We start from the raw sequence: 14,161 nt of genomic DNA on the forward strand, positions 1-14,161 counted from the left end.
CAACAAGTCCAGGAGGACAAGAAGTGGCGAAGGCGAAGTTCGAGCGGACGAAGCCGCACGTCAACATCGGGACCATCGGTCACGTTGACCACGGCAAGACCACGCTGACCGCGGCTATCACCAAGGTTCTGCACGACAAGTACCCGGCCCTGAACGAGTCGCGTGCGTTCGACCAGATCGACAACGCTCCCGAGGAGCGCCAGCGCGGTATCACGATCAACATCTCCCACGTGGAGTACCAGACCGAGAAGCGGCACTACGCCCACGTCGACGCGCCGGGCCACGCTGACTACATCAAGAACATGATCACGGGTGCCGCCCAGATGGACGGCGCGATCCTGGTGGTCGCGGCCACCGACGGCCCGATGCCGCAGACCCGCGAGCACGTGCTGCTGGCCCGTCAGGTCGGTGTGCCCTACATCCTGGTGGCGCTGAACAAGTCCGACATGGTCGACGACGAGGAACTCCTCGAGCTCGTCGAGATGGAGGTCCGCGAGCTGCTGGCTGCCCAGGAGTTCGACGAGGAGGCCCCGGTGGTCCGGGTGTCGGCTCTCAAGGCGCTCGAGGGCGACGAGAAGTGGGTCAAGTCCGTCGAGGACCTGATGGAGGCCGTCGACGAGTCCGTTCCGGACCCGGTTCGCGAGACCGACAAGCCGTTCCTGATGCCGGTTGAGGACGTCTTCACCATCACCGGTCGTGGCACCGTGGTCACCGGTCGTGTCGAGCGTGGCGTGATCAACGTGAACGAGGAAGTCGAGATCGTCGGCATCCGTCCGGAGACCACCAAGACCACGGTCACCGGTGTGGAGATGTTCCGCAAGCTGCTGGACCAGGGTCAGGCCGGTGACAACGTCGGTCTGCTGATCCGTGGTATCAAGCGTGAGGACGTCGAGCGTGGCCAGGTTGTGGTCAAGCCCGGCACCACCACCCCGCACACCGAGTTCGAGGGCCAGGCCTACATCCTGTCCAAGGACGAGGGTGGCCGCCACACGCCGTTCTTCAACAACTACCGTCCGCAGTTCTACTTCCGGACCACCGACGTGACCGGTGTGGTGACCCTGCCCGAGGGCACCGAGATGGTCATGCCCGGTGACAACACCGAGATGAGCGTCAAGCTGATCCAGCCTGTCGCTATGGACGAGGGTCTGCGGTTCGCCATCCGTGAGGGTGGTCGTACCGTCGGCGCCGGCCGGGTCGTCAAGATCATCAAGTAGTTCCTGCGCAAGCAGTCGTAAGGTCCCCCTTTTCCTCCGAGGAAAAGGGGGATTTTGCGTCTGTTCGGCAGGTGAGTGTTAGACGCTGGTCACGTGATGTTGTGGCGATACGTCAAGGCGCAGTTGCTCGTCCTGTTGTGCGGGGGCTTGGTCGGGCCCATTTTCCTGATCGCCTACTACGCCATCGGCGAATACGAGATGACGCGGTGGATGTACTACAGCGGCATCGCGATCACCGTGGTCGACGTACTGGTGGCCATCGCGCTGGCGTACTTCGGAGCCCGATCGGCCAGCGATGCCGCCCTGCTGGAACGCGACGGGGTCCTGGGGCTCGCGCAGATCAACGGCATCACCGAGACCGGTACGCGGATCAACGACCAGCCGCTGGTCAAATTGCAGTTGCACATCACCGGGCCGGGCCTGACCCCGATGGATCGCGAAGACCGGGTCATCGCGAGCGTCAGCCGATTGGGGAACATCACCGCCCGCAAGCTAGTGGTCCAAGTCGACCCGGTCAGCGGCAAGCACCTGATCGACTGGGAACGCAGCGCGTTGGTCAACGGGCTGGTGCCGGCGCAGTTCACCGTTGCCGAAGACGGCCAGACCTACGATCTGAGCGGGCAATCCGGCCCGCTGATGGAGATCCTGCAGCTGCTCAAAGCGCACGGCGTGGGCCTGAACCAGATGGTGGACGTACGGGCGAACCCCGCACTGCGCCAGCAGATCAGCGCGGTGGTGCGCCGAGCGGTCGCGCAGGAGTCTGCGGCAAGTGAGCCGGCAGCTGTACCGGCCGGTGAGCAGCCGTCCGTCGGTGAGCGGTTGCAGGAGTTGTCGGCACTGCACGCGGCGGGAACGGTGACCGACGAAGAGTACGCCCGCAAGCGTGCCCAGATCATCGCCGACCTCTGAGGCGTCGAATTAGAACACGTTCCATAAGCAGCTGCTAGCCTCGTCGAGTGAGCGAGAGCCAGAACCACAATCTGCAGGGCAAGGTGGCCTTCGTCACCGGTGCGGCGCGCGGCCAGGGCCGTTCGCACGCGATCCGGCTGGCGGCCGCTGGTGCCGACATCATTGCCGCCGACATCTGCGCCCCGGCGTCGGACTGCATCACCTACCCGGCGGCCACGCCCGAGGAATTCGCCGAGATGGTCAGTGCGGTCGAGTCCCACGGCCGCAAGGTGCTGGCCCGATCGGTCGACGTCCGTGACGATGCGGCACTGCGGCAGCTGGTCGACGACGGCGTCGAGCAGTTCGGTCGCCTCGACGTGGTGGTGGCCAACGCCGGCGTGCTGAGCTGGGGCCGGCTGTGGGAGCTGACCGACGAGCAGTGGAACACCGTCATCGACGTGAACCTGACCGGTACGTGGCGCACCATCCGGGCGGCGGTGCCGGCGATGATCGAGGCCGATAACGGCGGTTCGATCGTGATCGTCAGCTCGTCGGCCGGGCTGAAGGCCACTCCCGGCAACGGCCACTACGCGGCGAGCAAGCATGCCCTGGTGGGTCTGACCAACACGCTGGCTCTGGAGGTCGGGGCGCACCGGATTCGGGTCAACTCGATTCACCCCTACTCGGTGGACACCCCGATGATCGAGCCGCAGGTGATGGCGCAGATCTTCACCGAACGCCCCGACTATCTGCACGCCTTCCCCCCGATGCCGCTGCACCCGCAGTCGTTCATGACCCCTGACCAGGTCTCCGACGTGGTGGTTTGGTTGGCCGGTGATGGCTCTGGAATCCTGACGGGAGTCCAGATCCAGGTCGACAAGGGCGCGTTGAAATACTGAGCTTCACCCGAAGTCGAGCACGGTGATGGACGGCCGGGCCCGACGCAGGAAGCCGACCTTGTCCAGTTGCCGGAGGTACCTCGCTTTCCAGATGCCACGGCCCGAGGGCAATGGCACATCACGTGCGGACATCACGCCCGGTATCGCGGTGAGAGCGGTGCCCTGCTCGGAAGTCATCGCGAAGGGCATCGGCGGCGCCACATAGCGGTCGGACAGTCGCATGCCGCGCAGCGTCCGCCGGCTGAACCAGTGCGGAATGCTGTCGAACACCATCCGACCGCCCGGGAAACGCTCGGCGCAGGCGGCGATCAGCCCCAAGGCCTCCCCGGGCTGCAGGTACATCAACAATCCCTCGGCGGTCACCATGACCCCGTCGCCGGTGTCCACCCGGTCCATCCAGCTCAGATCGAGCGCGGACTGCGCGAGCGTCACCACCCGTTCGTCTTCGGGCAGCAAGGTGTTGCGAAGCTCCACCACCGGCTCCAAGTCGACGGTGTACCAGGTGAGTTCACCGTTATCCAGCCTCCAGAAGCTGGTCTGCAACCCCTCGGCCAGGGACACGACGGATGCTTTGGGGTGCGAGGCGAGGTAATCGCGGGTCTGTTGGTCAAAGGCCAGAGCGCGCAGCGGATGGGCCTGGGAGGGGCGGCCGAACTTGCGGTAGTCGTACTGAATCGAGTCGAACAGCTGCACCGCCATCGGGTCATCGATCACGCTGTCGCCGCGTTTGGCCTCGCTGCCCCGGTTGTGCAGGGTCCACAGCGTGGTCGCCGATACGCCCGTGAGGCACTCGCCGTTGATCCTGGTCATGAGTGTCCTCGTTTCGTCCCTGGGCTGAACCGGTAGCGCCACTGTAGGCACAGGACGCTCTTCTTCGGGGGGTACAAATACCGCTACAAAATGGGCAAACACGCGGACGGCGACGCCAGGGCCAGAAGGTGGGTGCACCGCGGTGCGCCGCGGTCGTGTAGAAAATCCTGATGGTCACTAGCTCTTCTGGTTCTGGCGTCGTCATCGTCGGCGGCGGCCTGGCTGCCGTGCGTACCGCCGAGGAATTGCGGCGCGAAGAATACGCGGGGCCGATCACGATCGTCTCCGACGAGAATCGTCCGCCGTATGACCGGCCGCCGTTGACCAAAGAGGTGCTGCGCGGTGAGCGTGACGACACCACGCTGGAGCCGCCGGAGTTCTACGCCTCCCACGACATCAGTCTGCGGTTGGGCTGCGGCGCGCGCAGCGTCGACACCGCGGCGCAATCGGTGACGCTGGCAGACGGCAGCGAGCTGGGCTATGACCAACTCGTGATCGCCACCGGTCTAGTGCCGCGGCGGATCCCGAGCTTCGGCGACCTGGACGGCATCCGGGTGGTCCGGTCGTTCGAGGACAGCCTGGCGCTGCGCGAGGATGCGGCCGGCGCCAGCCGCGCCGTGGTGATCGGCGCCGGGTTCATCGGTTGTGAGGCGGCGGCCAGCCTGCGCAAGCTGGGCGTGGACGTCGTGCTGGTCGAGCCGCAGCCCACCCCGCTGGCGGCCGTGCTCGGTGAGCAGATCGGTGAACTGGTGGCGCGGCTGCACCGGACCAACGGCGTCGATGTCCGCAGCGGTGTCGGTGTCGCCGAGGTTCGCGGCACCGGCCGCGTCGAGACCGTGGTACTCACCGACGGCACGGAGCTGGCCGCCGACGTGGTGGTGCTCGGAGTCGGTTCGCGGCCGGCGACCGAGTGGCTGGACGGCTGCGGCGTCGATGTCGACAATGGGGTGCTGTGCGACGCGACCGGGCGCACCAGTGCGCCGAACGTGTGGGCCGTCGGCGACGTGGCGTTCTGGCGGGGTCGCGAAGGACACCAGGTGCGCGTCGAGCACTGGAGCAATGTCGTCACCCAGGTCCGCACGATGGTCCCGACCATGCTGGGCCGGGAGTCCCTGCATGACGTGGCGGTGCCGGCGTACTTCTGGAGCGACCAGTACGACGTGAAGATCCAGTGCCTGGGCGAGCCGGAGGCCACCGACACCGTGCACCTGGTCGAGGACGACGGCCACAAGTTCCTGGCCTACTACGAGCGCAACGGTGTGCTGGCCGGCGTGGTGGGAGCGGGCCGGCCCGGCAAGGTGATGGGTGCGCGCGCCAAGATCGCCGCGGGTGCCCCGATCTCCGACGTGCTGGGCTAGCTTTCTTCGCGCGAGCGTGCGTGTTTGCACGGCAACACGCCGCGTTAGGCGTACAACCATGCACGCTCGCGAGCTCCACGTACCTGGATTCCAGCCGCCGACGCCGTATCAGATCCGCTGAAACCGACCAATCTCTAGCTGGAGAACGCTATTCTCCGGCTAGAGATTGCGAGGTGCATGCGATGGCGCAGGAACGGGCGGCACAGCTCGACGAAACTGCGTTGGCGCGCTGGCTCGACGCACGTGGCGCCCCCGGAGACGGCGAGGGGCCGGTACTAGAACCGCTCAGCGGCGGCTCGCAGAACACGCTGTACCGGGTGCGCCGGGGCGAGGCCACGATGGTGCTGCGGATGCCCGGCGTCCGGGCGGATTCCGCCCGCATCGATGGACTGCGGCGCGAGATCCGCCTGGTACGGGCGCTGGCGGGAACCGACGTCCCGCACGCGCAGTTGATCGCCGCCGACGACAGCGGCGAGCTGCTCGGCGCGCCGTTCTACGTGATGGCCGAGGTGGACGGCTGGAACTCGACCGGCAACGCCTGGCCCGCGCCATACGACGCCGATCTGAGCGCTCGCCGTGGCCTGGCCTTCGAGCTGGTTGAGGGCGCCGCGCGACTTGGTCGGGTGGACTGGCGCGCGCAGGGACTCGACGGGTTCGGCCGCCCGGACGGCTTCCATGAGCGCCAGGTGGACCGCTGGCTGGCCTTTTTGGACAGCTATCGGGTGCGGGACCTGCCGGGCCTGGACGAGGCCGCCGACTGGCTTCGCCGTAACCGGCCGGCGCACTACACGCCGGGAATCATGCACGGCGACTATCAGTTCGCCAATGTGATGTACGCCCACGGAGCACCCGCGAAACTGGTCGCGATCATCGACTGGGAGATGACGACCATCGGCGATCCATTGCTGGACCTGGCCTGGGCTCTACTCGGCTACGACGGCGAAAACCCACGCACCCAAGGGTATTACGCCGACCTCGCGGGTATGCCGACCCGATCGGAGTTGCTGGAACGCTACGAGCAGGTCAGCGGACTGTCCACCGAGAACATCGACTATTACCTGGTGCTGGCCAACTGGAAGTTGGGAATCGTGCTGGAGAAGACCTACGCCGCTTCGGTCACCGGTGACCGCGTCGATCCGAAGATCGCCGCTGCCATGGGGCCGATGATCCCGCAGTTGATCAGCGCCGCGGCCGAACTCGCCCGTTCTCTGCCGGGCAAGCGGGGCTGACATGGGTTACGCGGATTCGCTCTTCGACCTGACCGACCGGGTCGTGCTGGTCACCGGCGGCAGCCGCGGCCTGGGACGTGAGATGGCGCTGGCGGCCGCCCGCTGCGGCGCCGATGTGGTGATCGCCAGCCGCAAACTCGAGGCCTGCGAGGCCACGGCGGCCGAGATCGAGGCCGAGACCGGACGCTCTGCTCTGCCTCATGCGGTGCACGTCGGGCGCTGGGATCAGCTCGACGGCTTGGTCGACGCCGCCTACGAGCGGTTCGGCCGGGTCGACGTACTGGTCAACAACGCGGGCATGTCGCCGGTCTACGGCAAGCAGACCGACGTCACCGAGAAGATGTTCGACGCCGTGGTCAACCTCAACCTCAAAGGCCCATTTCGGTTGTCGGCGTTGATCGGTGAACGGATGGTGGCCGCGGGCCGTGGCTCGATCATCAACGTCAGCACCCACGGATCGCTGCGCCCCCACCCGTCGTTCATCCCCTACGCCGCGTCCAAGGCCGGACTCAACGTCATGACCGAAGCACTGGCCCAGGCATACGGCCCCACGGTGCGGGTCAACACCTTGATGCCCGGGCCGTTCCTCACCGATATCTCCAAGGCATGGAACTTCGGCGAAGCCGACAACCCGTTCGGCGCCGCCGCATTACAGCGCGCCGGGAATCCGCCGGAGATCGTCGGCGCGGCACTGTTCTTGATGTCCGATGCCTCAAGCTTCACCACCGGATCGATCGTGCGGGCCGACGGCGGCAGTGTCTGACCTACCGTGATAGGAGCGAAAAATGGCGTGGGACTTCTCCACTGAACCCGAGTTCGAGGCGAAGCTCGACTGGATCCGGGCGTTCGTGCACGACGAGGTGGAGCCGCTGGAGGTGCTGTTTCCTGGCTGCGAATACCTGCCGCTGACCGACGAACGTCGCCGGATCGTCGACCCGCTCAAGGATCGGGTACGCGAACAGGGCTTGTGGGCACCACATCTGGGGCCGGAGTTGGGCGGCCAGGGATTCGGGGCGGTCAAGCTGACCCTGATCAACGAGATCCTGGGCCGGTCCAGCTGGGCGCCGATCGTGTTCGGCACCCAGGCCCCCGACACCGGCAACGCCGAGATCCTGGCCCGGTTCGGCACGAAAGAGCAGATGGACAGCTACTTGGCCGGGTTGCTGTCGGGGGAGATCTTCTCCTGCTTCTCCATGACCGAACCGCAGGGCGGCGCCGACCCGCGGGTGTTCACCACCAGGGCCGTCCGCGACGGTGACGATTGGGTGATCACCGGGCGCAAGTACTTCTCCTCCAATGCCTCGGTGGCGTCGTTCTTTATCGTGGTGGCCATCACCGACCCGGACGTCCCGGTGCACCGCGGTGCCTCGACGTTTCTGATTCCGGCCGGCACCCCGGGGCTGGTCGTCGAAGCCACCCACCACCTGGTGGGGTCGCATCCCCACGAAGCCGGGCATTCACTGGTCCGCTACGCAGACGTGCGGGTCCCGGCCGACGCGATCCTGGGCGAGCCCGGTCAAGGCTTCCTGATCCTGCAGAGCCGGCTGGCCGGCGGCCGGCTGCATCACGCCATGCGCTCGATCGGGGTGGCCCAACGTGCCATCGACATGATGGCTCGGCGCGCGAAAAGTCGCTTCACCCAGGGCAGTTCGTTGGCCGACAAGCAGCTGGTGCAGGCGTTCATCGTCGACTCCTACGCCGAGCTGCTCGGGTTCCGGCTCACGGTGCTGCACGCGGCATGGCTGATCGACTCCGGGGACGAGAAGGCGGCCCGTGCCGAGATCGGGGTCTGCAAGATCCTGGCGTCGCAGGTGCTCAAGTCCATCGGATTGCGTGCCATCCAGGTGCACGGTGCGATGGGCCTGACCGAACAGTTGCCGCTGACCAATGTGCTCCTTGGCGGGGTGGCGCTGGGTCTGGCCGACGGCCCCACCGAGGCGCACAAGGTGAACCTGGCCCGGTTGCTGCTCAAGGACTACGACGCCGAGGACCCGGAGTGGCCCAGCGAGTTCCTGGACAACCGCATCGAGGCCGCCCGCGCGAAGTACGGCGACCTGATTGACCGGATCCCGGCGGTGCCATGACCACACGTGTCGACGCCGCGGTGCACCGTGCCCTCGACGACCGCCAGCGCGAGGCCACCGCCGAGGTGGAGCGGATCCTGGCCGCGGCAGTAACTGTCTTGGAACGCACGGCGCCCGAGCCGCCCCGGGTGTGCGACATCGTCGCCGAGGCGGGCTCGTCGAACAAGGCGTTCTACCGCTACTTCGCCGGCAAGGACGACGTGATCCTGGCGGTGATGGAGCGCGGCGTCGCACTCGTGGTGTCCTACCTGGAGCATCAACTGGCCAAGGAATCCACGCCGCAAGCCAAGGTCGCGAGCTGGATCCGGGGCGCGCTGGCGCAGCTCTCCGACCCGCACCTGCTGAGCCTGAGCCGCGCCGCAAGCACCCAGCTGGCGGTCAGTGCCGACCGGCCGCGCTCCGATGAGGACATCCTGGCCCCGTTGCGCGATCTGCTCACCGCCCCGATCGGTGCGCTCGGCGGCGACGACCCCCGCCGGGATGCCGATCTGGTCTTTGGCGCTACCTTGTCGACCATGCGTGGCTACCTCAATGCCGGCCGGCGACCGAAGCGGGCCGATGTGGATCACCTGGTGTCGTTCTGCCTCCGCGGCCTGGGGGCTGCCTGATGCGCGCGATCGTGTGCGAGCAGTACGGCCCGCCCGAAGATCTGGTGCTCACGGAGCTGCCCGACCCGGCGCCCGGCCCCGGCACGCTGGTGGTTCGGGTGCGGGCCGCGGCGGTCAACTTCCCCGACGTGCTGCTGATCGACGGCAAGTATCAGCTGAAGATCCCGGCACCGTTCACGCCCGGCAGCGAGCTGGCCGGTGATGTGATCGCGGTCGGTGACGGGGTGCCGTTCGCTGTCGGCGACCGGGTGGCCGGCGCTTCGTTCGTGGGTGGCTTCGCCGAGCAGGCGCTGGTGCCCGCGGCGGCGGTGTCCGCCATCCCCGGGGGCATCGACTACGCGGCCGCGGCCGGATTCGGCGTCACCTACCGCACGGCGTATCACGCACTGCGCTCGGTTGCCCAAGTGGCAGAAGGCGATTGGGTGGTGGTGCTGGGCGCGGCCGGCGGAGTCGGGCTGGCCGCCGTCGACCTGGCAGTGGCGATGGGTGCGAAGGTGCTTGCCGCGGCCTCCAGCCCGGAGAAGCTTGAGGTGTGCCGCCAGCGCGGTGCTGCCGCGACGGTCGACTACGACCGGGAGGACCTCAAGACGCGGATCCGCGAGATCACCGGCGACGGCGCGCAGGCCGTGCTCGACCCGGTCGGCGGTTCCTACGCCGAGCCGGCGTTGCGCAGCCTGGCCCGCGGCGGGCGGTTCATCACCTTGGGCTATGCCGCCGGCTCGATTCCGGCGATTCCGCTGAATCTGGTGATGCTCAAGGGCATCACGGTGCAGGGCATGGAGATCCGGACGTTCGCCACCGACTTTCCGGCCGAGAACGAGCGCGACCTCGTCGAACTGAATCGGTTGTTCGCCGAGGGCAAGGTCAGCCCCTACATCGGCGCCCGCTTCCCGCTCGCCGAGACCGCAGCCGCGCTGCGCTACGTCGCCGACCGCAAAGCGATCGGCAAGGTCATCATCGACGTCTGACCCAGACCAAGGTGTTGAGCGTCGTCACACCATCGTTGGTGGTCGTCGCCGACAGCGTCAGCCGGTTGCCGTCCACGCGTGCCTGCCGCAGCTGCGGGCTCGCCAGCAGCTCCGGCAGCATCGAGACGCTGACTTCGTGATGCACGGTCGCGGTGTCCTCGTCGACACGGAATCGGCCACCGTAGGCGATGTAGGCGGGCAGCACGGCGTCCGCGCTGCCGGTCAGCTGCGCGGACATGTACCCGTCGGCGGTGTAGAGGATCAGACCGCGCGGCGCCGTGCCCAACGGGTGTGACACCGCGCCGGTGTCGGCGTCGACGGGCTCATGCCGCGGTCCCAGCTTCGCCTCTCCTGCGTCGAGCCTCGCTGAACCGCGGGACTCGAACGACGACAGCTCCCAGCCGCCCAGCAGCGCTTCGCGCAGAGTGCTCATCAGGGCATGATGACGGTTCGGGTCACCGGCTCGGCGGCGGCCTGGCGGCTGCGCAGCCCGCGCTGCAGGGCATACAGCAGCGCATCGCGGGTCTCGCGGGGATCGATGAGCTCGTCGAAGCCGAGCTGCTGGGCGGAGTGATACGACGCCTGCAGTTCGGTCTCACGCAGCTTGGCGGACAGATCCTCCCCGGCGTGCGTGGCCGAGCTGAGCGCGGCCGCACTCATCGCCCCCATCGTCGCCCCGGGATAGGCGAAAGTCGCCACCTGAGCATCGAACCCCAGCAGCGACATCACCATGGAACCGAAGCCATAGGCCTTGCGCAGCGTCAGATGAAGTTTGACCGTGCTGGCCGCGGTCTGTGCAGCGAACATCCGGGCACCGGCGCGCAACACCCCGGCACGCTCGGAGCGGCTGCCGGGCAGCATGCCGGGATTGTCGGCCAAGAACACGATCGGCAGGTGGAACGAATCGGCCACCATGATGAAGTGCGCCGCCTTGTCCGCGGCGTCGGTGTCGATCGAGCCGGCCAGCACCTGCGGCTGATTGGCCACCACGGCCACCGGGTGGCCACCCAGATGGGCCAGCGCGCAGATGATCGCCCGACCGAACCGCGGCTGCACTTCGAACCAGTCGGGCCGGTCGAAGACGACGTCGAGCACCGACCGCATGTCGTAGACCCGACGGTTGTCCCGCGACACGATGTCGAGCAGCTCGGGGGTAGTCCGCGATTGCGCGGCAGGGTCCGTCGGCAACGCCGTGGGGTATGACCATGCACTGGACGGGAAGTAGGACAGATACCGGCGGATGTCGTCGAGCACCGTCTCGTCGTCGGCGCCGAAGTTGTGCACCACACCGCTGTTCAGCGCGACCTCGGGACCGCCCAGGTCTTCCTTGGAGATGTCTTCGCCGGTGGACTCCTTGACCACCGGTGGGCCGGCGGTGAAGATCGCGCCGTGCGGGCTCATGATCCGGAAATCGCAGACCGGACCGACCAGCGCGCCATGCCCGGCCGAGGGACCCATTATCGCGGCGACGGTCGGCACCTTGCCCGAGCATTGCGCCTGGGCCAGCAGGTCGGTCGGGGTGCGCCCGTAATGCTCACCGGTGGGACGGAATCCGGCGCCCTCCAACAGCATTACCAGCGGGATCTTGTCGCGCAGCGCCAGCTCCGCGATGCGATAGCGCTTGGCGTTGCCCCCTGGGCCGATGCTGCCCGCCAGCGTGGTGAAATCCTCGGCGCCCACCATCACCGGGGAGCCGTTGATCAGTCCCGAGCCGACCACGATGCCGTCGGCGGCGATCTGCCCGCCCACCATGGTGCCCAGTTCGCGGAAGCTGCCCGGGTCCAGCAGGTGCCCGATCCTGGCGCGCGCGTCGAGTTTGCCCTTGCCGCGGTGTTTGGCCACCCGCTCGGGGCCGCCCATGGCCCGCGTGTGCTGGCGCCGTCGGTCCAGATCCTCCAGTGTCTCCTGCCAGTCCTGGGCGTTCGTCATCTGCGGCGTCCTCTTTCGTTGACCATACTGAAATTCTTACTGTAACGTCTCGCGGCATGGCTGGAAGCGGCTGTCCGGAGAGACTTCGGCTATGAGTTCCCTTGCGCGGGAGCGTGCCCGGTGACCACGCAGACGTCGATACCGCGGCATCCGCACGACGTGACCAGCCAGTGGCTGTCGGCGGTGTTGAGCGCCCGCGGCGAGCCCGTCGAGGTGGCCGCGGTCGACGTCACCCCGGTCGGCACCGGCCAGACCGGGGCCACCTATCGGGTGGCGGCCCGCTACGTCGACAACCCGGCCGACCTGCCTACCAGCTTCGTGATCAAACTGCCGGCCGGCGACGACGCCGTTCGCGATCGCGTCGTGCTGGGCTATCGCAGTGAGTGCGCCTTCTACGGTGAGGTAGCCGACGGCGTCAAGATACCGATACCCCAGTGCTTCCACTGCGAAATCACTGATGACGCAACCGAGTACGCCCTGCTGCTCTCCGATCGGGCGCCCGCGGTCCAGGGCGATCAGATCGCGGGGTGCGGTGAGGGCCAGGCCAGGCTGGCGGTGACCGCCCTGGCCGGGCTGCACGCGCCCACCTGGTGCGACCAGCGGTGGCTGACCTTCCCCGGCCTGGCCATGACCCAGCTGGACGAGGCCGGCGCCAAGGGCATGGGTGACATCGCCCGGATGTGCGCCGAGACCACCGTTCAGCGGCTCGGTGCGCAGCTCGGCGACGCCGACTGCGCGACGTTGACCGCTGCGCTGGACCTGATCACCCCGTGGGTGTCGGCGCCGCTGGGCCGGTTCGCGTTGATCCATGGCGACTACCGGCTGGACAACATGCTGTTCAGTCCCGACGGGGACCACATCTGGGTGGTCGATTGGCAGACGCTGGGTGTTGGACTGCCGGCGCGCGATCTGGCGTTCTTCACCGGCACCAGCTTGGCGCCCGAGCTGCGCAAAGAAATCGAGGCCGACCTGGTCACCGCGTATCACAGCGCGCTGCTGGGCCACGGCGTCAGCGATTATGACCGGGAAACCTGTTGGCAGGACTACCGGTTCGGCGCGCTGCAGGTGCCCCTGATCTGCGCACTCGGGTTGGTGTTCGCAACCGATACCGACCGCGGCGACGACATGTTCGTCACGATGCTGCGGCGCGGGTGTCAGGCCATCCGCGATCTGGGCACGCTGGAGCTGGTGGGCGAGCTGGCCGGCTGAGCCTGGTCGTCCGCGCCGCAGAAGGAGAGGTGGGGGTCTGATGAATGCTCACGCGCAGGGCCCGCGACCGCCAGAGGGGGACTGGCTGGGAACGCCGTATCTGATGTTTCGGCGTGAGGGCCCGATCGCGGTCTGCACCCTGGATCGCCCCGAAGCCCGCAATGCGATGACGCCGGCCATGTACTTCGGCCTGCGCTATGCGGTGGGCCGGGTCAATCAGGATCCAGAGCTGGCCGGGTTGTTGATCACCGGCACCGCAGACGTATTCGCCCCCGGCGGGGACATGGGCGGCGGCGGGGCAGACGACTGGCTCACGTTCGGGGCCGCGCTGGGTATGGACATCACCCCGTTCGACACCCTGCGCAGTTCGGTCAAGCCGGTGGTCTCCGCGGTCAACGGGTTGTGTCAGGGCGGCGGGCTACAGATCGCGCTCTGCAGTGACGTGGCCGTGGTCAGCGACCGGGCCACCTTCCGGGTGCCCGAGCTGTTCCGCGGCATCGCCGACACCTACTACAGCCAGATGCTGGCGCGAGTGATCGGGCCCGTGCGAACCCGCGACCTGATGTTCACCGGCCGCACCTTCGGCGCGCAGGAAGCCCTCGACTGGGGCATGGTGGCACGTGTGGTTCCGCACGAGGAACTGGCTGATGCCGCGCGTGACGTGCTGGCGCAGTGCTGCCGCACCGCGCCGGCCGCGCGCGCCGTGGTCAAGTCCAGCCTGGATGCCTACCTCGGCCTGTTCGACCGGATCGGGATGAACACCAGCCTCGGTGCGCCGGAGGCCGTCGAAGGGTTCCGCGCCTTCAAAGAGCGCAGGTCACCGGCGTGGGTGCATCCCGAGCTGAGGATCGAAGGACGATTATAGATGAATTTCATGCTTTAAATTGAGAATGGGTGTGCATAAAAATTAGAAGCTGGTATCGCACAATCTGCCAATCGGATAGTATCCACACGCATCGTTAACG

At 67.3% G+C, this 14,161-nt stretch carries 14 protein-coding genes; 11 read left to right on the forward strand and 3 right to left on the reverse strand.

Translation table 11 applies throughout. From position 1 onward, the window contains the following. Positions 1-23 precede the first annotated feature (23 nt). The 3 genes from tuf to ACKY0W_RS03660 all read left to right on the forward strand — a co-directional run bounded on the left by tuf (position 24) and on the right by ACKY0W_RS03660 (position 3,001). Complete coding sequence (gene tuf / locus ACKY0W_RS03650; protein WP_308485647.1) at positions 24-1,214, forward strand: elongation factor Tu; 1,191 nt, start codon at positions 24-26, stop codon at positions 1,212-1,214. A gap of 96 nt (positions 1,215-1,310) precedes the next feature. Continuing rightward, a complete protein-coding gene (locus tag ACKY0W_RS03655) occupies positions 1,311-2,123 on the forward strand; it encodes an SHOCT domain-containing protein (RefSeq protein ID WP_409437636.1) in 813 nt (270 codons plus the stop codon). A gap of 47 nt (positions 2,124-2,170) precedes the next feature. Then, complete coding sequence (locus ACKY0W_RS03660; RefSeq protein WP_406756268.1) at positions 2,171-3,001, forward strand: mycofactocin-coupled SDR family oxidoreductase; 831 nt, start codon at positions 2,171-2,173, stop codon at positions 2,999-3,001. A 3-nt stretch (positions 3,002-3,004) separates the two neighbouring features. On the opposite strand, the gene ACKY0W_RS03665 is transcribed toward ACKY0W_RS03660, so the two are convergent. After that, positions 3,005-3,811, reverse strand: coding sequence for a class I SAM-dependent methyltransferase (locus ACKY0W_RS03665; RefSeq protein ID WP_409436435.1), 807 nt, complete (start codon positions 3,809-3,811; stop codon positions 3,005-3,007). 170 nt (positions 3,812-3,981) lie between these two features. Here ACKY0W_RS03665 and ACKY0W_RS03670 point away from each other — a divergent pair, with 170 nt between their 5' ends. The 6 genes from ACKY0W_RS03670 to ACKY0W_RS03695 all read left to right on the forward strand — a co-directional run bounded on the left by ACKY0W_RS03670 (position 3,982) and on the right by ACKY0W_RS03695 (position 10,058). Continuing rightward, positions 3,982-5,169 carry an NAD(P)/FAD-dependent oxidoreductase gene (locus ACKY0W_RS03670; protein WP_409436436.1) on the forward strand — a complete coding sequence of 396 codons (1,188 nt, stop codon included), beginning with the start codon at positions 3,982-3,984 and terminating at the stop codon, positions 5,167-5,169. Positions 5,170-5,351: 182 nt separating this feature from the next. Next, on the forward strand, positions 5,352-6,398 hold the full coding sequence (locus ACKY0W_RS03675) for a phosphotransferase family protein (protein ID WP_409436437.1): 1,047 nt from the start codon (positions 5,352-5,354) through the stop codon (positions 6,396-6,398). A gap of 1 nt (position 6,399) precedes the next feature. Beyond that, positions 6,400-7,161: an SDR family NAD(P)-dependent oxidoreductase gene (locus ACKY0W_RS03680; RefSeq protein WP_409436438.1), complete on the forward strand. Its 762-nt coding sequence runs from the start codon at positions 6,400-6,402 to the stop codon at positions 7,159-7,161. A 22-nt stretch (positions 7,162-7,183) separates the two neighbouring features. Beyond that, a complete protein-coding gene (locus ACKY0W_RS03685; protein ID WP_409436439.1) occupies positions 7,184-8,482 on the forward strand; it encodes an acyl-CoA dehydrogenase family protein in 1,299 nt (432 codons plus the stop codon). Beyond that, on the forward strand, positions 8,479-9,090 hold the full coding sequence (locus ACKY0W_RS03690) for a TetR/AcrR family transcriptional regulator (RefSeq protein WP_409436440.1): 612 nt from the start codon (positions 8,479-8,481) through the stop codon (positions 9,088-9,090). Before ACKY0W_RS03685 ends, ACKY0W_RS03690 begins: the two co-directional genes overlap by 4 nt. Beyond that, positions 9,090-10,058, forward strand: coding sequence for an NADPH:quinone oxidoreductase family protein (locus ACKY0W_RS03695; RefSeq protein ID WP_409436441.1), 969 nt, complete (start codon positions 9,090-9,092; stop codon positions 10,056-10,058). The genes ACKY0W_RS03690 and ACKY0W_RS03695 overlap by 1 nt, the downstream gene beginning before the upstream one ends. Here the strand turns inward: ACKY0W_RS03695 and ACKY0W_RS03700 are convergent. Continuing rightward, on the reverse strand, positions 10,045-10,491 hold the full coding sequence (locus tag ACKY0W_RS03700; protein ID WP_409436442.1) for a lipocalin-like domain-containing protein: 447 nt from the start codon (positions 10,489-10,491) through the stop codon (positions 10,045-10,047). The genes ACKY0W_RS03695 and ACKY0W_RS03700 overlap by 14 nt on opposite strands. Continuing rightward, positions 10,491-11,987: an acyl-CoA carboxylase subunit beta gene (locus tag ACKY0W_RS03705; RefSeq protein ID WP_409436443.1), complete on the reverse strand. Its 1,497-nt coding sequence runs from the start codon at positions 11,985-11,987 to the stop codon at positions 10,491-10,493. The genes ACKY0W_RS03700 and ACKY0W_RS03705 overlap by 1 nt, the downstream gene beginning before the upstream one ends. Before the next feature lie 120 nt (positions 11,988-12,107). Between ACKY0W_RS03705 and ACKY0W_RS03710 the strand changes: the two genes are divergently transcribed. Both ACKY0W_RS03710 and ACKY0W_RS03715 read left to right on the forward strand, forming a co-directional pair. Beyond that, positions 12,108-13,196: a phosphotransferase family protein gene (locus ACKY0W_RS03710; protein WP_409436444.1), complete on the forward strand. Its 1,089-nt coding sequence runs from the start codon at positions 12,108-12,110 to the stop codon at positions 13,194-13,196. A 40-nt stretch (positions 13,197-13,236) separates the two neighbouring features. Further along, entirely contained in the window at positions 13,237-14,061 is an 825-nt protein-coding gene (locus ACKY0W_RS03715) for an enoyl-CoA hydratase/isomerase family protein (RefSeq protein WP_409436445.1), read from the forward strand. The last annotated feature ends 100 nt before the right edge of the window (positions 14,062-14,161 follow it).

Source organism: Mycobacterium sp. SMC-14 (assembly GCF_046250075.1).
Taxonomy (GTDB): Bacteria; Actinomycetota; Actinomycetes; order Mycobacteriales; family Mycobacteriaceae; genus Mycobacterium.